General features: G+C 39.6%; 15 protein-coding genes. 1 reads left to right on the plus strand and 14 read right to left on the minus strand.

Translation table 11 applies throughout. The features are described from left to right. Positions 1-313: 313 nt before the first annotated feature. The 14 genes from A7967_RS05890 to A7967_RS05950 all read right to left on the minus strand — a co-directional run bounded on the left by A7967_RS05890 (position 314) and on the right by A7967_RS05950 (position 19,251). Positions 314-607, minus strand: coding sequence for a cyclic-phosphate processing receiver domain-containing protein (locus tag A7967_RS05890; RefSeq protein WP_054452308.1), 294 nt, complete (start codon positions 605-607; stop codon positions 314-316). A gap of 73 nt (positions 608-680) precedes the next feature. Further along, positions 681-1,778, minus strand: a complete 1,098-nt coding sequence (locus A7967_RS05895; protein WP_054452310.1) for a cell division protein FtsZ — start codon at positions 1,776-1,778, stop codon at positions 681-683. Between the two features lie 72 nt (positions 1,779-1,850). Then, positions 1,851-2,825, minus strand: a complete 975-nt coding sequence (locus A7967_RS05900) for a helix-turn-helix transcriptional regulator (protein WP_082916316.1) — start codon at positions 2,823-2,825, stop codon at positions 1,851-1,853. A 15-nt stretch (positions 2,826-2,840) separates the two neighbouring features. Beyond that, positions 2,841-5,417, minus strand: coding sequence for a DEAD/DEAH box helicase (locus A7967_RS05905; protein WP_064435503.1), 2,577 nt, complete (start codon positions 5,415-5,417; stop codon positions 2,841-2,843). Beyond that, positions 5,410-7,395, minus strand: a complete 1,986-nt coding sequence (locus A7967_RS05910) for a phospholipase D-like domain-containing protein (RefSeq protein WP_064435504.1) — start codon at positions 7,393-7,395, stop codon at positions 5,410-5,412. The genes A7967_RS05905 and A7967_RS05910 overlap by 8 nt, the downstream gene beginning before the upstream one ends. After that, a complete protein-coding gene (locus A7967_RS05915) occupies positions 7,388-8,647 on the minus strand; it encodes a hypothetical protein (protein WP_054452316.1) in 1,260 nt (419 codons plus the stop codon). The genes A7967_RS05910 and A7967_RS05915 overlap by 8 nt, the downstream gene beginning before the upstream one ends. An 87-nt stretch (positions 8,648-8,734) precedes the next feature. Continuing rightward, positions 8,735-12,121 carry a type I restriction endonuclease subunit R gene (locus A7967_RS05920; protein ID WP_064435505.1) on the minus strand — a complete coding sequence of 1,129 codons (3,387 nt, stop codon included), beginning with the start codon at positions 12,119-12,121 and terminating at the stop codon, positions 8,735-8,737. A gap of 63 nt (positions 12,122-12,184) precedes the next feature. Next, complete coding sequence (locus tag A7967_RS23175; RefSeq protein WP_064435506.1) at positions 12,185-13,750, minus strand: restriction endonuclease subunit S; 1,566 nt, start codon at positions 13,748-13,750, stop codon at positions 12,185-12,187. An 86-nt stretch (positions 13,751-13,836) separates the two neighbouring features. Further along, positions 13,837-14,892, minus strand: a complete 1,056-nt coding sequence (locus tag A7967_RS05930; RefSeq protein WP_064435507.1) for a PDDEXK nuclease domain-containing protein — start codon at positions 14,890-14,892, stop codon at positions 13,837-13,839. Next, positions 14,882-15,004, minus strand: a complete 123-nt coding sequence (locus A7967_RS23545) for a hypothetical protein (protein WP_280138096.1) — start codon at positions 15,002-15,004, stop codon at positions 14,882-14,884. The genes A7967_RS05930 and A7967_RS23545 overlap by 11 nt, the downstream gene beginning before the upstream one ends. After that, entirely contained in the window at positions 14,991-16,496 is a 1,506-nt protein-coding gene (locus tag A7967_RS05935) for an ATP-binding protein (protein WP_064435508.1), read from the minus strand. Before A7967_RS05935 ends, A7967_RS23545 begins: the two co-directional genes overlap by 14 nt. Further along, complete coding sequence (locus A7967_RS05940) at positions 16,486-17,094, minus strand: DUF1016 N-terminal domain-containing protein (protein ID WP_244507093.1); 609 nt, start codon at positions 17,092-17,094, stop codon at positions 16,486-16,488. The genes A7967_RS05935 and A7967_RS05940 overlap by 11 nt, the downstream gene beginning before the upstream one ends. Next, complete coding sequence (locus tag A7967_RS05945; protein WP_064435509.1) at positions 17,069-18,796, minus strand: type I restriction-modification system subunit M; 1,728 nt, start codon at positions 18,794-18,796, stop codon at positions 17,069-17,071. Before A7967_RS05945 ends, A7967_RS05940 begins: the two co-directional genes overlap by 26 nt. 209 nt (positions 18,797-19,005) lie before the next feature. Next, positions 19,006-19,251: a YfhL family 4Fe-4S dicluster ferredoxin gene (locus A7967_RS05950; RefSeq protein ID WP_064435580.1), complete on the minus strand. Its 246-nt coding sequence runs from the start codon at positions 19,249-19,251 to the stop codon at positions 19,006-19,008. A gap of 968 nt (positions 19,252-20,219) precedes the next feature. On the opposite strand from A7967_RS05950, the gene A7967_RS05955 reads away from it, so the two are divergent. Continuing rightward, a complete protein-coding gene (locus tag A7967_RS05955; protein WP_054204096.1) occupies positions 20,220-20,951 on the plus strand; it encodes a FadR/GntR family transcriptional regulator in 732 nt (243 codons plus the stop codon). Positions 20,952-21,036 lie beyond the last annotated feature (85 nt).

Genomic DNA, 21,036 nt, shown 5'->3' on the forward strand with positions numbered 1-21,036 from the left:
GGGCTTTTAATTGATTTGAAACTTGGTTAATCTGCATGTGAACTCTGTTTTTAGTCATTTTTTTATTGGCGTAACTATTTGATCATTAACAGAGTTCAACTTCAAGTTTCTTAAGATCCAACCTATGTGCAAATATTAGAGTAGTGCTTACATATTGCTATACAACTTTGTCTTTGATTACAAAACCTATAAAGGGCTTTACTAGGTGGTGCAGATTGATTTCTTCTAAAAGCAGGGGTATCAAAAATATCCGATACTTTTCGCTCAGTGGCGATCACTTTAGAACGTGACTCATTTTTAGTCTCATTCAGTATTAATGCCTAGCCAGTAAATTAATTTGTGCAATTGCGCATTCCATTTTAATTCGTGCTGAGCTATTGGCTGAATGAACGGCTATTGTTGGTGGTACAAAGCCATCAATAAACACTGCCCGCTCAATCCAAAGTAAAACGTCATAGCCAGTGCCTTTGTTATCATTACCTAAATCATGATCAAGGCTGAGCTGTTTTACTTTTCCGCTCTTCAAAAATGCAATCACTTCATCAGGCCAATAGGCTCGTAACCAACCGGCTGGTGTTTCTCTTTCATCATCTAAATATACGTTCATAGGTATCTCACTGAAAAATGTTTTCAGACTCTGAAAGCAATAACTAACAACACTTTAAGCTATATAATAATAGTTATTTTCCAGATGGTGCTGGAGCTTGGTTACGTATAAACGCTGGTATGTCAAAAATATCAGAAGCTTGAGGTTTAACTCTTGCAGCTGGCGACTGTTCGACTTCGCTACTAGGCGCATTATTGAAAGGTTCAACAATCATCTTAGCGCTTGCACCGGTTGCGATGATCAACAGCTCATAATTAGTTGCTAAGCTCTCAATTTTAGATACACCACAGATCACTAGCGCATTAGGGCTTACTTGTTGGCGAACCGTGTCGGTAATGAGATTATAACTTCCTAATGAGATCTCGTCTTTACAGTTTACTTGCACAATAACACCCGAACTGGATGACATATCCACTTGGTTCACTAACGGATTATTGAGCGCGTCATCAAGTGCGTTAGGGAATTCATCCTCAAGATCACATTTACCCACACCTAAAACAGCATCACCTTTGCAATCCATAATTTTCGCAAAGTCATTTAAATCAACGTTAATCAAACCTTGATAGCACAGCATATCAATCAATGATTTGATAAGTGAGTGTAATATTTGGTTGCTGTGTTTAAATGCATCAAATAAATCAACGTCATCCCCTAACACCTGAATCAGCTGATCATTAGGTAAAGTGATCACTGCATTTGCATGCTCTTTTAAGGCGTTCAACCCGGTTTGTGCAACATGTGATCTAAACTGCCCTTCACTGCTAAAAGGCAGTGTTGCAACAAATATCACAGGCTTATTTTGTTCACGAGCAAGCTCTGCGATATAAGGACTGGCGCCGGTACCAGTACCACCACCTAGCCCTGTTGCGCACAATAAAATATCGCAGCTATTTATTAATGTTAACAGTTGATCTTTGCTTTCTTGCGCCGCTTGTAAACCAACCTCAGGATCGGCGCCAGCACCATAACCATGTGTCAGTTCAGCGCCAATCAGCACGGCATCATCACTTTGGGTATGTTCGAGCACTACTTTATCGGTATTAACACTAAATAACTTTGCTTGTTTACTCTCGCGCTGCTCATAAATACTATTTAACGTATTACAGCCACAACCTCCAATGCCAAATACACCAATAGATAAACCATCTTGCTGCTCAATTAATTGAAACATAACTACTCCTTAACTTTTAAAGGAGCATAACAAACCGGTGCGTCAAAAATTGACGCATCCAACTAATTAGAGTTATTGATAGTTACTAGCAGCCGCTTTAAGTTTTGTGATGATTCTTTTCCTGATTTGCTCAGGTTTTATAACTTCAAGCCAATGAGCACATTTAAATAGCTCATTGGTGAGTTGTTCTGTATCAATCGTTTGATAGGTGAGTAATACATTTTTATCGTCAATATATTGTTTGTCAGTCAGCTCACCAAGTTCAATAAAACCTTGATTAACTGCCGAGTGGCTGGGTACTGCCACAACTAACTCAATAGCCTCTTGCTTCATACCTTTATTAATCGCGCTACGTAATGACTTTAGTTGCTCAATGCTTGGCTCACGTCGTGTTTTTTGCAGGATATGAACATTGCGAATGCGATAAATCGGCATTTGATAGCATTTATCGTGAAGCGACCCCACCATAAACTGCGCCATTAAAACGCCGCCTTGCTCAACTAAGTTATAAAAGCTTAATTCAGCAAATTTTAACCAATGCGCCTCATCGTAAAGCACCCTATATAACTCAGCACTAACAGCACGCTTATGCTTAATTGCATGTTCAATTTGCGCAACTAACTGAGTATCAACATTCACTTTTAAAGGAGGTTTTAGCAGGGTTGCAAGCCAGTTGGGCACATGGCCATTAAAACGCTTAAGCGCCTGCTCTGCTTTAATATGCACTGACTGCTTAACATCACTGGGGACAGATTGCGGTAATAACTGCTCCAACAACAAATAATGTTCAGCCACTTCGCTGCTCATTACTTTTTCGTTAACACCGCGCCACTGCGCATTGATAGACCAGCCATACGGTTTACTCCGCGTGTCTTTTTCAAGACCGAAGCAACCTTGATCGTAAAGTGATTGCAGGTCACGTTGGAGCATGCGGGTTGAAAGGTCAAAGCCACGTTCAATTAACTGCTGTTGTAATTGTTGTGTCGAGATAGAGCTTGGCCCCATTGGCACAAGCTCGAGAATAAATAAATGACGATGTGAATTCATTAATAAACTTTTATATCAAGGAGTAAAATCCGGTGCAGCTGAGCATAATTCATCATAATAATGTGAAAACGCATCATCTCGTTCACTTATAGGGATGACAACTCCATGTAATTGTGAGCGAAGTTGATCCCAGCGTGCATGCAATACCTGCCAATTATATTCGTCATAAGTTCCCTTAAATATAACCTGCTTAATTTCAATAAACGGAAGCTCTCCCCCTTGGTCTTGTTGCTCATAAAACTCTTTCTCCCAACGAGATCCGAGCCTATCAACACGACCTATTTGTTGCTCAACAACGCCAGGATTCCACTCTGGGTGTAATAAATATACGAACCGACAAGCTTGATGTAAATTTAACCCTTCTCTTCCAACTACTGACTGTGCAACTAACACATAAGGAAAACTGTTCTTACGATTAAAACCCAGCTGTAACATGCGACGACTTGCCGCTGATGTATTCCCATACATTAAGCGCGCCATGCCACCTCTAACATGTTCATACTCTTCTTTTACCCTTGCTTCTATACAGGGCCAAAGCTTGCTTGCTTCTTTTTCATCTAATTGACCATCACCATCGGCATCACCTTCATTCTCTGCTGTGACTGCACCCATTAGATCAATAAAACCCTGAGCAACCTCTTCAGATGTTAAATTAAAATCGCTTGAATCTGATAGCTCATAAATAGCACGCGTCATAAAGGTAAGAACAGCATGTTCCTCTGAGCAGGCTTGTTCAACAGATTTTTTAAATGCTTTGAAGAGCTGTTCACAACGTGTATCCAATAAAGAGATTGAGTGTTCAATATTTTCAATCAGGTGTTGTTTAGTTTGATCAACTTGATTAGCATGCTTTTCATATTGACGTTTTAAACGATCATTTATTTCATCAATACTCCAATTTAAACCAAGTTGCTTTGACGCAAATTTGGCCGCATGCACTTCAGAGTCATCATTTTCTTTATCACTGATATGAACTTTAGTTTGAGGCCAAAACTCTTTTTTATCTAGCCTGCGTAGCATTTCTCTTGCATTTAATAAATTAACTAATATCCTCATAGGCTTGGTCAACTTACCAAACACTAATGCTTTTTGACCCAACATTAAATTATTTTCAATTTCTGAAATAACTTTTAATAATGCAGGATGTTGATATAACGATTCATCTCCACTTGCATATACCTCAGTAATCTGTTTTTTCCACCAGTGAGCCCGTTGAAGCTTTTTACTATCATCATTGTTCAAATCATTTTCTAGCTCGTCATCTTCATCTTCATGAGATGAATAAGCTGAGTTATCTATAATTGCAGCAATCCCGTGACCATTAGCTAGTGTAAGTCGTGCTCTTTTTGAAGTCGCATCTTGCATAATTGAAGCAGCAGATAGCCCTTCAACAGAGCACACTATTTGCTTCCACTGCTCTGATAGTTCTTCTACTTTAATTTCTACCTGGGTATGCTTCCTATATGCATTAATTGGTAAATTTGAAACAGAGTGAAATTGTTGAATTGTTGGGTCTTGTCGCTTATCTCTTCTTAATAAATAAGGTTTCAACGAATTCTCAAACGCTCTAGCGGCCCGCTGAAAACTCAACCGAGATTGCTCATCAACCTTCCAATATAACTTGAGTTTAGCGACAGCTTTAGCATAGTTATCAACACTCTTTAAAATAGGCTGCTGATCAGATTCGGATAACTCTATTCTATTGAGCATTTGTTGCCATTGCTCAACATTTAACTCAACAGGTGTAGCCGTCATAGCTAACCGGCGACCATTATCATTTTGAATAATAATTTCATTCAAAATTCGGCTTAAGCTACTGCTTTCACCTCGACTTTTATGTGCTTCATCTATAACAACTAAGTCAAATGAACCGAGTCCTAAACCTACCGTTTTTTCCAACAAATTTCGGTATTCACTTCCAGCAGAAAAATTATCCCCGCCAAATGAATTTACACCCCATTCAAAGTTTTCAATGATGCAATATAAAATTTTCTTTCTAGGATCACTATTCGATAAGTAATATGTTTGTTCAACTATTCTACGTGCGCAATATTCAGCATCCATATATTTTAGGTCTTCATGGCTATTGTAACCATTAGGTAACCTGTTATTTTTAGCTTTTCGCCACTGTGCATACACTTCTGGTAGCAGTGCCCAACGACTTGAATGAGAATTACCACCAATGCGCCAATTCGCAAAATTTTGAGATAATAAAATAACCGACTGTTTATCCCAATGCTCTTGCTTATCACCATCAGCCCAAGCAGACATAAAACGCCAGAGACTATTTACTGTGTGCTGTGGCGCTAAATCTGCTTCGCGATCATTAAGCTCTTTTTGCCATTGGAATCCTAATGTTGTGGGCACAATAATGGCTGTACGACCACCTGCTTGTTTAACAGCATGGATAAGCTCAACTGCTATTCGTGTTTTACCCATGCCAACTTCATCAGCAATAATTACTCCTGTGTTAGCTATCCTATTTAATATCGCATTTACACTTTCTTTTTGGGTTGAGTTCAGACGCTCATTGAATGCGAGAGTATCTTTTATTATTTTAGCAACCTTTTCCCAACCTAAAAAATTACTCACCTTTGCCTCCAAGCGTTATTAACTGATTCAATTCCAAACTATGTTCAATTTTTCTTAATAATGACTCATATAAACGACCTTGCTCAGTACTTGAGTCTTCTGCAAAAAGAGGTCTAAAAGGGGCTGCCCATAAAGGGGACAATGGATTAATATTAATTTCTTTAAAGTAAAAGATTGCTGCTGACTTACTCATTTGACAAAATATTTGCTCTAAACGATAACACCACTGTTCCCAGTTGAATGGATCTAGTTCTGTTTGTTTTTGTGCTACATGTTCAATCAATAACATCATTTTATTTATATAATAATTAGAACCTGATGCCTCTTGCTGACAATTTAATGCCACTGAATGACTTTCATCTAGCACCTCGCCATCGAAACCGTCCTCTGCGGGCAAAGTAGGGAATGCGCCTAGCAAGTTCCATGCGTCATCTATCTCTAACTCAGGCAAAGCGGTTGCTGCCATTCGTCCAAACTCATCGAATACAGGTATATAAATGCTGTGCGTCTCATCTTTGATATTCCACGTAACTTTCACTTGCCTCGGAGTATTATCGGGCCAAATTATATTTTCACCTTTACACTCACACGCGTAATTTTCAGCGTACCAAACTTGATAGCTTTTTGTATCATCAGTATTAGGTCGTAATAAGCAACCTGTCTTAGTTAAGCTACAAATAGTAAAATAACTTATCGGTGCAGCTACAAATTCACCGTCGAGTTCTGGCATCCCTTTCCCTGAGCACAACTGCGTAGCATCTGTAATAATAGTTTCTTCATCCCAATTAATAGGCAATTTATCACTAATACAATTAGCTGAGTCATCTTCGCCATACCAACTCAATTCTTTTGGAGAAAACACAACTCCCGCTTCTAGGTTGCCGCCATGCAAACTTGCTTTACTTAAAAAGCCAGGCGTTGTTAAATTTCCTGACCCTAAATACAACCATGATCTTTTGCAGATATCGTCACTTCCATTTTTGGCTGAAAATATAAACTTTGCATGCAATGATCTTCGATAATTTTTACTTTGATAAACAGCATCGTAAGCAGACCTAACTGACCAATCATTTGTATTTAATATATCTAAAGTTTGAGCGACTAGTTGACAATTATCAGGGTTGACATAAATATCTTTTTCAGCTGTTTTAGTTAAGAGACCAGCCTGCTGTAATACTTTTTCAATCTCAGAAATCACTTTTGGCACTTTGCTCTTATTATCTCCACCTTCATAAAAACCAGAACCAAGGGCTAAATAATTGCACTTTGTATTATTACTATGTGTTTTTATTAAATGTGGTAACTGTGTAATGAGTGCTTGCTTTGTATTATCAAAAAAGCGAGGTTGTACATTTTTTACTGGCTTAATTTCACCTAAAACATGTTGATAGTGTTTAAACCTTAACGCTGTCGCTGTTGCTATTGCTGTTGCTGTTGCTTTATTTTCTATTCTTACGCTATTTAATATATCGATATTAAAAAAAGTTAAAGTGTGATTGATAAAATCATTCACCTTGGCAATATCAGTTTGCACTTGATGATTATCACTATAGGCTACTTCATAATCAATCGACCAAACCATATCTAAACTGTCTTCTATTGTTTGGCGTGTCCAATTCCCCGTAGACACAATAACCCTAATAATTTTTTGCTCTGTTAGCTTATTTTTAAATAGTAATAACGCTACTTTTGCATGTAACAATCTAAACTTTTTTTCTGTATTAGATTTAGCTGCTAAATGAACCAACCCAGGGCAGTCAACCGCAGATATCTGGTGATGGTTTGGGTCTAACATCATGGCTAAATAACCACTTCCTTCATAGGCTCTTTGTGATTTAATTGTTTGCGTAAACTTATCAAGTGCATCATTAAAAAAGTGAGTATCTGCCGAATATCCAGTCAACAAGCCAAATTCACCAATACAATCTGTCGGTGGCACAAAATAAGCCGATAAAGAAAGTGGTAATGGATTACTCATCTGCTTTCTCCTTTTTATTTAGCCACATATCAAGCTGCCCATCGAAGTCAATATTCAGTAAATACAAGTTCCAAAAACGAAATGAAACGCCTTTTGGAAACAAGCTTTCTGTTTCGCCAGCGTCGTTAGCTTCTTGCTGCTCGCCACCAAAAGCAGATCCTTTAATAACAGCTTTATCTCTTACTTTAAGTACTAAATTATCTCTTTCAACAACACTTAAAATAATTAATTCATCCTGACTTTGTAAGCATTCACGTGCAAAACTCAGCGCTAATTTATCAGGCGTAGGATCATGGCTTAAATTAACAAAACTAGTTGCTGCCGACTTCACTCTGGTTAATGCGTTTTGCAAATCTAAAGGAGTGCCTTTACGTAAATCTAAACTCCCCGACTTTTCATTAGCAACTGCGGTTTCAATAGCGTCTAATAACATCATCACACTATCTCTGAGTATGAAAAAGTAAGCTCCGCTTTTTATGTCTTTAAAATGTAAGTCTGTTAATTCTGATGGTTTTCGCCAATTTATACATGGGTTTGTATTTATATTACTAACCCACGTTAATGCATTTCTTCTTCGAAGTGCAGACTCATCATTACCAGAAACCAAACGATCTTTTAAAATGGCTTTAGCGTCTGCCGCTAAACTATAAATAGGCGCTAGCGCCTTTATTAAACCACTTACTCTAGGGCTTCTATGATTACCTAGCACCCACTTAACTAAAAAATTAACAATACTACTGTTATGACATTTAAAATCAGCGCAGCCGGCAATAACTAACTTCAATCCATTGTCGTTCAAACTATAGCTATTAAATCGCTCTCCTTGTGATTCAACTAACCCAAGCCCTGGTAATAATTGCACAGTAGCCATACGCATAGGCTGTGTTACATAATAATTGTTAGCGCCAACTACTTTATATGATAAATCTTTTGCACCTGCTAACTTGGAGTTTCCCCTTAACCTTTCATCAGACTGCCAATTATTTTTTTCAAACGACAAAATACAGCCGAGCGCTTCAATTGCATTTGCAACTTGTATGTTACTTACCTGCTTACCTTCTAATCTTACTTTTTCAGCCACATGAATGCCCAAACAGGCTAAAAAAACATTTTTACTAAATTTTACCCCACCTAAATTAGGTACTGCCAAGTCATTAAATGCACGTACAGCAACTGCAAGACCCAAGGTGCGAGTACGTCGTTCAGATTCAAGTTTATCAGGGCCAAGTAGACCCCAGTTTATTATTGTCATGTAAACCTTCTTAGGCCGTTATTTTATTAAAGTAAATAAAAAGCACTCAACCGAAATCTTGCAAACTCAGTCAGCAAAACAAACGAATCATCGACTGTTTTCCCCCTCTTTATTCGCTTTCACGCTCTGCGCTTGCTCAAATATTTCTTTGTACACTTCATCGCGGCTGATTGGTGGGTACTTAAATTTAGCCAGTATTAAAATAAGCTCTACTCTTAGGGATGATTTAATGTCTTCGCGGTGGTTCCAATCTACAAATTTCACCTTGTCGTCTACGATTACTTTTACCGCTTGGGCAAGCTCAATGAGCTTATCTTCGGGGTAGTCAAAGTCGTATTTAACGGCAAGTGCTTTTAATGCATCGTAAAAGCCTTTTTCTTCAATATCAATGCCTAGCTCGTCGCCGGCGTTCATTTCGTCGCGTACGCTGTAAATCATATCAACCATGCTTTCTGAAAAGTCATCTAGTACGCTGCTTACCAGTACGTCATCTTCTTTTCGCTCGTTGTAGCGTTGAACTAGCGATTCAAAGCGTTTAGTAAAGTCGATGCCTTGGGTTTGGTTTACTCTTTTAAGCTCGCCAATGGCTTTGGCTAACATTTGTTGCAGTATTTTAATTTTGGTATTGGGGAGTTTTATTTTTTCTATTTTGGCGATGTAGTCGTCATTAAAAATGTCGATTTCGCCGCCGTCTTCATTACCGAGTTTAAATACTTCTTCTACGCCGTCGCTTTGTAGGGCTTCGGCTATCATTTCGCGTACTTTGGCGTTCATTTGCGCGGTATCGGGCGCTTCGCCTTTGGTTAGCTTGTAAATAATAGAGCGAATAGCGAGGTAAAAGTGAATGTGGTTACGCTCGTTTTCGTTAATTTTTTCACTACCACAACATACATCGTAAGCGGCTTTTAAACGCTTAACTAAATCCATAAAGCGTTTTCGGCGCTTTTCGGTAATAAGCGCAAACTCGGCTGCGTGGTTTAAACTATTTAGCTGCGTAACTGCTTCGCCTGTAAAGTAAGGGCTGCTGTCAAATTTATGAAATAACTCGGCAAGTAATGCTAGGTGGTTTTTTACTTCTATAACCGACGCGGTAATGTCTTCAAAGTTGGTTTCGTCTGTTTTTGAATACTGCGCTAACGCTTTATTCATTTCAGATTTAATACCAATGTAATCGACTACCAAGCCTTTATCTTTGCCTTCAAACTGGCGGTTAACGCGCGAAATAGTTTGTATTAAGCTGTGCTTTTGTAGTGGTTTATCTATGTACATGGTATCTAAAAATGGCACGTCAAAACCGGTTAGCCACATGTCTACCACTATGGCTATTTTAAAGTTTGAATGTTTGTTTTTAAATTGCTTATCAAGCTCTTTACGCTCGTCTTTACTGCCGAGTAAATTATACAAGCGTGCGACGTCGTCTTTACCACGGGTCATCACCATTTTTACTTTTTCAGAAGGGGCTGCAATACGGCCTTCGCTAATAGCACGCTTTCGCTCGGTATCCGATAAATTTTGCGCGTTATCCTGCTCGTTTAAAGAGTCGACTACATCAAACCAATCTGGGCGTAATTCTTCTAATTCTTGATACAACTGATAAGCAATGCCACGCGAGCTGCACACAAACATTGCCTTACCTGCAACTGTTGAGCATTCTTCAACACGTTTTTCGTAGTGCTGTACAAAATCTTTTGCTAACACTTTAATACGGTCTGGGTCACCTAGAATGCTATTCATGTTGGCGGTGGCTTTTTTACTGTCTTCTATTTGCAGCTCGTTACTGCCAGCATCGGCGCATTCTTTGTAATAGGCTTCAATTTCGGCCAGCTTACTGTTGTTTAAACACACCTTAGCCGCGCGGCCTTCGTAAACTATGCGCACGGTTATTTCATCTTTAACCGACTCAGTCATAGTGTACGAGTCAACCACTTCACCAAACACATCTAAAGTCGCGTCGACTGGCGTGCCGGTAAAACCAACATAGGTGGCATTGGGCAGTGAGTCGTGCAGGTATTTAGCAAAACCAAAGGTTTTTCTCACTCCGGCATTAGGGCCTTTGTCGGTAATAGTAATTTTTTGATCAAGATTAACTTGGCTGCGATGCGCCTCATCAGAAATACAAATAACGTTAGTGCGATCAGTTAATAACTGAGTGTCTTCGGTGAACTTATGAATAGTAGTTAAAAATACACCGCCACTGTTACGCCCAGCTAGTAACTCTCGTAAGTGAGTACGGCTGGTGACTGTTTTAACTGTGTCGTCGCCAATGTAGGTTTTAGCATTACCAAACTGCTGGGAGAGTTGATCGTCTAAATCGGTGCGGTCGGTAATTAAAATAATGGTGGGGCTTTTAAGTTCAACGCTTTTCATTAATAAGCGTGTTAAAAATTGCATGGTGTAACTTTTACCACACCCCGTTGCGCCAAAGTACGTACCACCTTTACCATCACCTTGTGGCTTTAAATGCCGTTTTATATTTTCGAACAATTTATTAGCCGCATAATATTGCGGGTAACGCGGTACTATTTTTATCTCTTTTTTGCCCGCGTTTTTATTACTAGAATCAGGAAAAAACACAAAGTTGCGCATTACATCGCGCAAGCGCGCTTTATCAAACAAGCCCTGCAATAAGGTATGTAACGAGTTAATACCCTCTTGCGCGGTTAGCTCTTGCCCCGTTACTTTGCCCCACGAGTAAAAAAACTGATAAGGCGCAAATAAGTTACCCATTTTATTGTTTACGCCATCACTTATAACGCACAAGGTATTAAATACAAATAACTGCGGAATAGCGCGTCTGTAGCGCACCGTTAACTGCTCATACGCTTCAAATATAGGGGCTTGCTCGCGTATCGCACTTTTAAATTCAAACACCACCAGCGGCAAGCCATTCACATATAAAATGCCATCGGGAATGCGCAGTTCAATATTGTCGTAGCTTGTGGGGCTTTCTATTTCTAACTGGGTAACAAAGCGGTAAATGTTGTCGTCTTGCAGGTAAGTAACGCTGGCTTCATTTACATTATCGAGAGCCATATTATCCAAAGCAGCCATAGCACTGCCTGCTATTAGGCTGCTTTTAATACCTTGCTCAACGTTGTCGTAGTCAAGCAGCTGAATATACAAATCCTTTTGCGCCGCACTACCTGCCACCATGCCACGCTCGCGACTCAGTACTTCTCGTTTAAGTACTTCCCGTTTAAGTAAAAAGCCATCACTGAGCCACTTACAAAAGGTTTTATTACTCTCATATAAATCACTGGCTGGCAGCTTTTCAAGCTTTGCAATAATTGAGTCTACTTCACCGGTGGTCATATTATTGTTAGCGTAGCGTTTGGTTAAAAAAGCACGGAGGTCGTCTTTAATTAAAACGTCACTATTATTGCGGGTGAGCTGCCCGCCCAATAAATGCGGGTAGCCTTGCTCACCTAATAGCTCAACCACCGCGTGTTCTAATTTGGCTTCAGTAAATTTCATCAAACATCCTTATTGTTGTTTTTGTGGCCTTTAAACGCTCAGCTAAGTTTATTAATCTACTATTTATTCATCGGTGGCTACATCAGGTATTTGTAATTCGCCAGAGATGAGTTTGGGTAGTAAAGTGTCGCGGAGTTTAATAAGCTCTGCGTTTTGCCGATTGTTCATTAATATTTTATCAAATAATGAGGTTACAGCTTTACCAAATTCTTTAGTCAGTTTATCACCTGAGAATGGTAGTAAAATAGATTTAAACGTTTCACGAGTTATAGTATTAAAAACTGATCCATGACCTCTTTTCTGTAGGTCAGAAACTTGGTGCCTCGTAAGGTAGTATATAAATTCATCCGATATATTATTAATGCCATTAATACCATAACAGGACTGATTCATAGCCATAGGTGTACCTACAAATGCACATTTCCCAACGGTTCCTCGTGCGCTTATGATGGTAGTACCGACGCGAAGTATTTTTGTGGATGATTTATCTACACCTAACTGCGTAACATGCTTTTCCGTATCAACAACAAATACATCGCTATCTTGAGGTGCATCAACTACCGAAAACCAAGGAATGTCACCGTTCCAATACTCTTCAACACTCGTTTTAGGTGTGCCTCCACCAATTAATATAATTAATGACTCTAGAGGAAGTACTTCCCACCCCTTTGGTATCCAGCCTAGTTGTTCGTTGTGTTCGAATTCATTGGGGAAGTGGGCGTGGGTATTGGCGTGTTGCGCTAATATGTGAGGGTTGGCGTTAAAGTTTGCTTTAACGGGTGTTTCAGCGGCTTTTTCTGAAACTTGCACTGCTGCTTGTGTTGCTTCTTTTGTTGATAGCTGTGCTTGTAGCTCGTGAGCAAGCGCACTGAGTGACGCTTTGCATTCGGCCGCATTTTCTAAGCTGTTCAGTGCCGCTAAGCGGCGCTGTGCTTTTAGTATTAACTCGCCAGGCAGACTAGTTTCAAGGTTTTCTAACTTAAAATCAACGCTCGCAAGTAGGTTGTCGAACACCGGATCAAAGTCAACAAACCAGCTTTTAAATAACGCCTGCGCCATTTGCTCTAAGGTTTGGTTGGTTTTTTGATTGAGTTCTATTTTTTCGTTTAGGTTGCCAATATTTTTCTCAATGAATGCTCTCTCATGCGCGAGCGGTATGGGAATAGGTACCTGTTTTACATCTGATAGATTTAAAGTTTTTTGGACTGTAGTATTTGCTCGTGAGTCCAAAAAGTATTTTGTAAAAGTGGAATCTAAACAGATTTTTATCCAACCAGCACTTACTGTGTTATCACCTCTTATCACAGCAACAGCTCTAGCAACATTCCAACCTTCGTACTCTTTAGGCACAATGTAGGTAAGCCCTGTTGAACCGACTAAAGTCAACAATAAATCATTTTTTTTCAGGCTTGTTTTAAGTGATTTATTAGCAAGTTTAGGTGCAACTTTCATTACATTTGAAACATCAAGTCCAGAAGAAGTAAAGTTATTAACTCTAATAATTGGTATGCCGTCATTTTCATGCTTACCGGGTTGCACTATCCCGTAAGAAACATTCTTCTGAACTGTGAGTTCAACAAGAGTTTTTATCTCCCAGTGTTTTGGCAAGCTAAGTAAATTAGCATCCATATCCCAACGCCTCCGCATTTTCACGAATAGTTTTATCAAGCGCTTGCGCTTCGCCGATTTGGCTACAAACTTCACACCCCATTTGTTTATTCATCATCTTGGCCTTTAACTTGCTGATTAAGCAATTGCGCTTGCACACGTTCGCGCTCTTTTTGGAGTTCTATGCGTAATTCTTCTTCGCTCGGTAGATGCGCTAAATATTTTGCAGCAAACAGCTGTTTTTGGTCGCTCAGTACAGAGTATTTTACAACGGCTTCGCTTTTTTCACTGCATAAAACAAGGCCAATAGTAGGATTATCGTCGCTGCTGGTGTGTAAGTCATCGTACAAGCGAATATAGGTGTCCATTTGGCCTATATCTTGGTGTTTGAGTTTGCCAATTTTTAAGTCGAGCAATAAAAAACACTTGAGTTTAAAATTATAAAAAACGAGGTCGATATAAAAGTCTTCATCATCAAAACGAATGCGTTTTTGGCGCTCTACAAAAGCAAAGCCTTTACCTAGCTCTAATAAAAACTGTTGTAGGTTATTTATAATGCCTTGCTCTAGGTCGTTCTCTTGATAGCTTTTGTCTTGCAGGTTTAAAAAATCTAAAATGTAGGGATCGCGCAGGTAGTCTTTTGCGGACTCTGCCAATACTTGTGTGTTTTGTTGGGCTTCTTGCTCTACGGGTTGTTTGTTTTTACTTGAGAGTAAACGCTCGTAGTAAAGCGTACCAATTTGGCGTTCTAACGCGCGTACACTCCAGTTTTGTTGACTGGCCTCATGCATATACCATAAGCGGGCATTTTCATTTTCAATGCGGATAAGCGTTGAATAATGCGACCAACTCAATTTGGCAGACACTGTCTGCCATTTTGAAAAGGCTAAATAAAAACTGCGCATATTGCGTAAGTTTCGACTTGAATATCCCTTACCAAATTGTGCGGTTAATTGTGTTGAGAGCAACGCAAGTTGTGTTTTTCCATATTCAGCTCGTGTTGCTCCTTGCTGCTCTTGTTCAACAATTAACCGTCCAATTTGCCAATAGGCGTTCACCATAGCGTGATTAACGGTTTGTTTAACCTGTTTACGCGCTTGCTCGATAACCTGTTTAATTTCTATTAATATGGCGGGGTTATCTAATGCGTTACTATTTTCCATAACCCAGTGCCTCTAAGTTTTGTCGAATAGCATTGTCTAGCGCATCGCTTTGGCTCATTTGGCTATAAAGGGTTTGGCTAAATGCGAGTTGTTTATATTTATGATTTTTCATTGTTTAACACCTGCCAATATCCGTCTTTGTTTGAACCAATCCGTTTTATTACCTTATGGTCTTTTAACCATTTAATATGACGTTCAACCGTCGCCGTGCCCACATTAAGCCGTTTAGCGAATACTTTTGTAGACAATGAAGGCGAGTGCTTAATACACGTTAACAATGGCTGAATATTTTTAGGAACAACCGAACTATGATTTATTCCATCATTTATTCCATCATTTATTCCATCATTTATTCCATCATTTATTCCATCATTTATTCCATCATTTATTCCATCATTTATTCCATCATTTATTCCATCATTTATTCCATCACTCGCTACTGATACTTCATTACTACTTTGTATTTTTCTTGGAAACTCCCAATCGGTAAAATCACCTGACTCAGAAAACACTGGTAAACCGATGTTCGCCTTGGTGCAATACTCTTTTATTCTTTGTATACCGCTGCCCCACTGCTCAACTAAGTCCAGCTCCTTAAATACTCTTGCAATTACCGTATTGCGAATTTCAGAGCGACCTTTTAACGCATCAAGCATAGTTAATCCATTTGGTAAACCGCCTGGCGATACAATATTTACAATATCATCGTAAATACCTATTTTTATATCTCGTCCAAAATTGCTGTAATCTCGATGCATTACCGCATTGAGTAATGCTTCTCGAATTGCTGGAAATGGGATTTCAAAGGTATCGGTGCGTTGCAGCCCCAGTACCTCTGCGCGTAAATGAAGATGGTTTTTTATAAATAATTCTGCGTTTTCTATTTGCTGAAAAAGATCACCCGTGTACTCTTTTTTATCTAAAAAGATAGACATAGTGGTGCCTTTAAATCGGCTACATTTTATTTCTACATGCTCATAAAAGCCTAATAAGATTAACAAGCCATGTGTGGGGTAAAGCGTATTATTATCGTTTTTGACCAGCTTTAAACTTAATAACTTTTCTGGCGTTAATGGTTTACCATGCGCTGCAAAACGCTGTTGAAGTGGCGTTAAATCAAGGGTTGATAAATCCACTTCGTAATTAATAAGTGAGTCAAAGCTAATATGGTTACGCTGGCGTTCAAGCTCTATCACTTGCGCCTGACTGACTAGGCGATTAGTGGCACCAATACGTTGATAACAACCCAGCTCTTTGCCTTTACTCTTTAAATAATAAGGGAGTAATGCTCCGCGCTGCACTTCTATTACTAATAACTCAACCCCGTTAATATTCTCTATATATATATTAGGTAATAGCGTAGGCGCAACCAGCTCATGCATTGTTGAACTAATTTTATCCATTAATTCAAATAGGTCAAAATGTTGCAAACCTATAAGCGTTCTATTATCAGAAACGCCTATAACCAACTTTCCACCCGCAGAGTTGGCAAACGAGATAATGCTTTTAACCCACTCTTTACTGGTTGGTAATTGCACTTTAAATTCTAAACTTTTGCTTTCACCTTGTTCTATTTCATGCAATAAAGGATGTTTATTTTCCATTGCATCGCTCTCCATAATTCTGCGTTTCCACGATTTTAAGGATCGCTTTACCAAGCCCTAATAAGAACGGTTGTAGGTTATTTATAATACCTTGCTCTACGGGTTGTTTGTTTTTACTTGAGAGTAAACGCTCGTAGTAAAGCGTACCAATTTGGCGCTCTAACGCACGCGCCGACCAATTTTGTAAAATGGCTTCATCTCGATACCAGTTGCGCGCACTTGAACTATCAACCCGTAATAGCACGCGATAATGCGTCCAGCTTAATTCGAGACGCACTGCGTCTCGTTTTTCAAAGGCGAGATAAAAGCGGCGCATATTACGCAGGTTGGTTATGTCAAATCCTCTGCCATAGTCTGTGCTGAGTTGCTGCGATAAACGTTTTAATGTTGCTTTGCCGTAGGCTGCGCGTGTTTCACCGCCTTGCTCATCTTCTACAATTAAGCGCCCTATTTGCCAATACGCTTGTAGCATGGCGGTATTAACAGTTTGTTTAACTTGCCCACGGGCTTGCTCAACAATGCGGCGAATATCAACTAATAAGAGCTCGTTTTGAGTCGATGGCTGTTCTTCACTATGAGTCATTACGTTTTGCTCCATCACGCTCTTCACCATAGCCTAAGGCCTGCAAATTTTTACGAATGGCGTTATCAAGTTCATCGGCTTGATTCATTTGGCTATAAAGGGTTTGGCTAAGTTCGCTCATTTTAGTTTCGAACGGGATACCGTCGTCGATAATATCGGCCGCGCCTACATAGCGCCCTGGTGTAAGTACGTAGTCGTTGGCTTTTATATCGGCAAGGGTGGCTGATTTACAATAACCGGCAACATCTTCGTATTCTTGCTCTTTGTTTGCGCTTTGCTCTTTTTGTGCGCTTTGCTCTTTATCTGCGCTTTCTGGCTTCGCAGTTTCAGTGGTTAGCTCTTCGCCGCGCCAAATATGGTAGGTTTGGGTAATTTTAGCTATGTCGTCGTTGGTGAGTTCTTTTAAGGTGCGGTTAACCATAGTGCCCATTTCGCGGGCGTCTATAAATAGCGTTTCGCCTTGGCGATCGCGGCGCTTTAGTAGGCATTTTTCGTTATTACCGCGTTTGTCTTTACTTATAAACCATAAACACACCGGAATTTGCGTGGTGTAAAACAACTGCCCTGGTAGGGCTATCATACAATCGACTAAATCATTTTCGATTATTTTTTGGCGAATATCCCCCTCGCCACTGGTGTTTGAACTCATTGAGCCATTAGCCAGTACAAAGCCTGCGGTGCCATGTTCGCTGAGTTTTGAGATCATGTGCATGATCCACGCATAGTTGGCATTACCGGTAGGCGGTGTTGGGTAGCCTGCCCAGCGGGCATCGTCGACTAGTTCGTTATCGGCGCGCCACTGTTTTTGGTTAAACGGTGGGTTTGCCATAATGTAATCGGCTTTTAGGTCAGGGTGTTGATCTTTAAAAAAGGTATCGCCTGCTACATCACCCAAATTGCCCGAGATACCACGCACGGCGAGGTTCATTTTAGCCAATTTATAGGTGGTGTTGGTGTACTCTTGCCCATAAATAGACACATTTTTTTGGTTACCGTTATGGCTATTAATAAACTTAAGCGATTGCACAAACATACCGCCCGAGCCACAACAGGGATCGTAAATTTTACCTTCGAATGGTTCAATCATATCAGCAATGAGTGTAACGATTGACTTAGGCGTATAGAACTCGCCCCCGCCTTTGCCTTCAGAGGCGGCAAATTTACCTAAAAAGTATTCGTACACACGGCCAACTAAGTCTTCTTCTGTTTTTTCGTTTTGGTTGGCGATGGTGTCGATATTATTAATGGTATCGATTAACGCTGAGAGCTTACTTGCATCAAGCCCTAAGCGTGAAAAGTAGTTATCGGGCAATGCGCCCGCGAGTGATTTATTGTTTTTTTCAACGCCGTGCAGGGCGGTATCTATTTTTACAGCGATATCGCCTTGCTTGGCGTTGGCTTGAATGTATGACCAGCGAGCGTCTTCTGGTAGGTAAAACACGTTATCCATCGCGTAAAAGTCAACCATATCGATGTATTCATCACCATACTCGGCAATAATGGCTTTTTGACGTACTTCAAACTTATCACTAATAAATTTAAGAAAGATTAAGCTTAAAACAATGTGTTTATATTCGGCTGATTCAACACTGCCACGTAGTTTATTGGCGGCATCCCAAAGCGATTCTTCAAACCCGACTTGTGCTTGTTTTGTGGTTTTTTTAGCAACTTTTTTAGTAGCGGGCTTTGTGGCGGTTTTTTTAGGTGCGGTTTCCATAGCTATCTCAGACCAGAATATCAATACAAATTATTGAGTTATCATACCGTAAAGAGCGCGAATTATTGAGACTTAATTAAAAATATATGAAGGGATATTTATCGGCCTAAATTCGGATAATAATACGCAATATGCGAGCAGTTTGATTATTGCGACAGTATCGCCACTTTCGCTTCGTAACCCATTAAGCATAAAAACCAACCGATAAACTACCCCGTTAACCTCACATATTTCTCTGCCAGCTCATCTATACTTTCACGGTGATTAGGATCGGGCTTTATGCAGTCAATTGGGCATACACTCACGCACGTAGGTTTGTCGTAGTGGCCTACGCATTCGGTGCATTTTGCAGGGTCTATTTGGTAAATTTTAGCGCCCATGTAAATGGCCTCGTTAGGGCATTCTGGATCGCACATGTCGCAGTTAATGCATTTGTTGTTAATTAATAAAGCCATTCTGTAGCCTCTAGTACTTCTAGCATAAATTTGCAGCCGCAAATTATGCATTTTATGCTGGGTTTCCTTGTTGATCTCAATCAATAAAAATCATATTAGTTAATTCGCATTCAACCATTAACTTTACAACCCAAAAATGGACACAGTAATGTCCAATCAAGTTCGCGAGGTTCTATCATTAATTATTTATTATTAAGCGAAGGTGATGTGTAGCTGGCTTTTGCTGAGCATTTAAAAGAGCGTCGCAAAAAAGCAAAAATGTCACGCGAGGCGTTAGCTAAAAAAAAGCACAGTACCTGCATCTACAATAAAAAAGTTTGAGGTTACAGGGCTTATTTCATTCAGGCAGCTATTGCTTTATAGAGCAACAGCTTGATAATACGTACGCCATGAATAAGCATTTAACGGGTAGTTAATTGCCTTAGGTTAATTGTATTGAGCGATTAAATTAATAATAAATGATACTCAATAGCGCTCATAAGGAAATATCATATTTTCTAGCGCAAATCCCAACCCTATAGAATGCATACTTGTTCTTTTAATTTTACTCAACGAATACACTGGGAGCCCTTTATTTATACCGAGTTATATAAAGTTAGCCCTCGCATTTTTGGCTGTTTATTTTTCCATCACTGATTTAACGACTAGCAATACCATGCCAACAGAAAACGTTCATAAATACATTTAACCCACTAATTATATTGATGAAAAAATATTCTCGGATGACAACATCTCCTCTTCAGCGCTGAATAATTTAAATAAAGCAGTTTCAATCGTCTGTTTGCAGCTAAATTTAAAACAAAAGCAAATTGACAAGCTAAACTAAGAAATGTAATTTACCAATTAGATTAATTTTTTTACCAACTTTTTTACCAATTTGTGGAGTGATTTAGCCTACTCGGTTCGGCTTAATTATTATCCACATCAAAGCTGTGCATCTACCGTTTACTAAACTTGGGGAATATAAAATGAAAAGGCGTAGACGTTTTTGGAACGTTGTTGATAAGTTAGAAGCCGCAATAGATCAAGGTGTCTATCATGTTGGAAGCCGTTTACCTGCAGAACGTGAATTAGCAGAAACTCATCAAGTAAGTAGGCCTACAATTCGAGAGGCTATTATTGCGCTTGAAGTCAGAGGCCGTGTTGAAGTTAAGACCGGCTCGGGTGTATTTGTTACAGACACTAATAAAGTAGAGGCTAGCGATAAGCCCATTAGTGCATTTGAACTAACACAGGCCAGAGCACTCATTGAAGCTGAAGCTGCGGCCTTAGCAGCGGCAACAATTCAAGATCACGAACTGGCCGATTTAAAGCAAAGTTTAGATGATATGCAAGTGCCAGAAATGGCGATTGAAGCTGATCAACGCTTTCATGAGATCATTGCTAAGTCGACCCGTAACAACGCAATTTTCATGTCAATTCAAAACTTATGGAAGTTAAGACGCAGCGAGCCACAAATCATCGCGGCCTATGACGATGTGTGTTCACAAAGCGACGAGCAGCGTTTACAAGAGCACACATGTATTTATGATGCTATCGCCAGCCATGACTCATCGGCAGCCCGTAAAGCCATGCACAACCACTTTAACCGTTTAATTAATTCACTCTTTGCCGCAAGCGAGAAAAAGGCCCTTGAAGAAATAAAACGTAAAACAAGTGAAACGCGTGGCTTGTATTCTATCTCTCATTTAACTCAATAAATCTTACTTTTCTATTCCCTAAAAGGCACATAACTGTGCCTTTGCTATGTGTGTTGTCTTATTTTTTAACGACCCCGCCTTCTGC

The organism is Pseudoalteromonas neustonica, assembly GCF_001653135.1.
Lineage (GTDB): Bacteria > Pseudomonadota > Gammaproteobacteria > Enterobacterales > Alteromonadaceae > Pseudoalteromonas > Pseudoalteromonas neustonica.

Coding starts and splice junctions, on each gene's coding strand:
- A7967_RS05890 (WP_054452308.1), bottom strand. CDS start 607: ATGAACGTATATTTAGATGATGAAAGAGAAACACCAGCCGGTTGGTTA.
- A7967_RS05895 (WP_054452310.1), bottom strand. CDS start 1,778: ATGTTTCAATTAATTGAGCAGCAAGATGGTTTATCTATTGGTGTATTT.
- A7967_RS05900 (WP_082916316.1), bottom strand. CDS start 2,825: ATGAATTCACATCGTCATTTATTTATTCTCGAGCTTGTGCCAATGGGG.
- A7967_RS05910 (WP_064435504.1), bottom strand. CDS start 7,395: ATGAGTAATCCATTACCACTTTCTTTATCGGCTTATTTTGTGCCACCG.
- A7967_RS05915 (WP_054452316.1), bottom strand. CDS start 8,647: ATGACAATAATAAACTGGGGTCTACTTGGCCCTGATAAACTTGAATCT.
- A7967_RS05920 (WP_064435505.1), bottom strand. CDS start 12,121: ATGAAATTTACTGAAGCCAAATTAGAACACGCGGTGGTTGAGCTATTA.
- A7967_RS23175 (WP_064435506.1), bottom strand. CDS start 13,750: ATGGATGCTAATTTACTTAGCTTGCCAAAACACTGGGAGATAAAAACT.
- A7967_RS05930 (WP_064435507.1), bottom strand. CDS start 14,892: ATGGAAAATAGTAACGCATTAGATAACCCCGCCATATTAATAGAAATT.
- A7967_RS23545 (WP_280138096.1), bottom strand. CDS start 15,004: ATGAAAAATCATAAATATAAACAACTCGCATTTAGCCAAACCCTTTAT.
- A7967_RS05935 (WP_064435508.1), bottom strand. CDS start 16,496: ATGGAAAATAAACATCCTTTATTGCATGAAATAGAACAAGGTGAAAGC.
- A7967_RS05940 (WP_244507093.1), bottom strand. CDS start 17,094: ATGGAGCAAAACGTAATGACTCATAGTGAAGAACAGCCATCGACTCAA.
- A7967_RS05945 (WP_064435509.1), bottom strand. CDS start 18,796: ATGGAAACCGCACCTAAAAAAACCGCCACAAAGCCCGCTACTAAAAAA.
- A7967_RS05950 (WP_064435580.1), bottom strand. CDS start 19,251: ATGGCTTTATTAATTAACAACAAATGCATTAACTGCGACATGTGCGAT.
- A7967_RS05955 (WP_054204096.1), top strand. CDS start 20,220: ATGAAAAGGCGTAGACGTTTTTGGAACGTTGTTGATAAGTTAGAAGCC.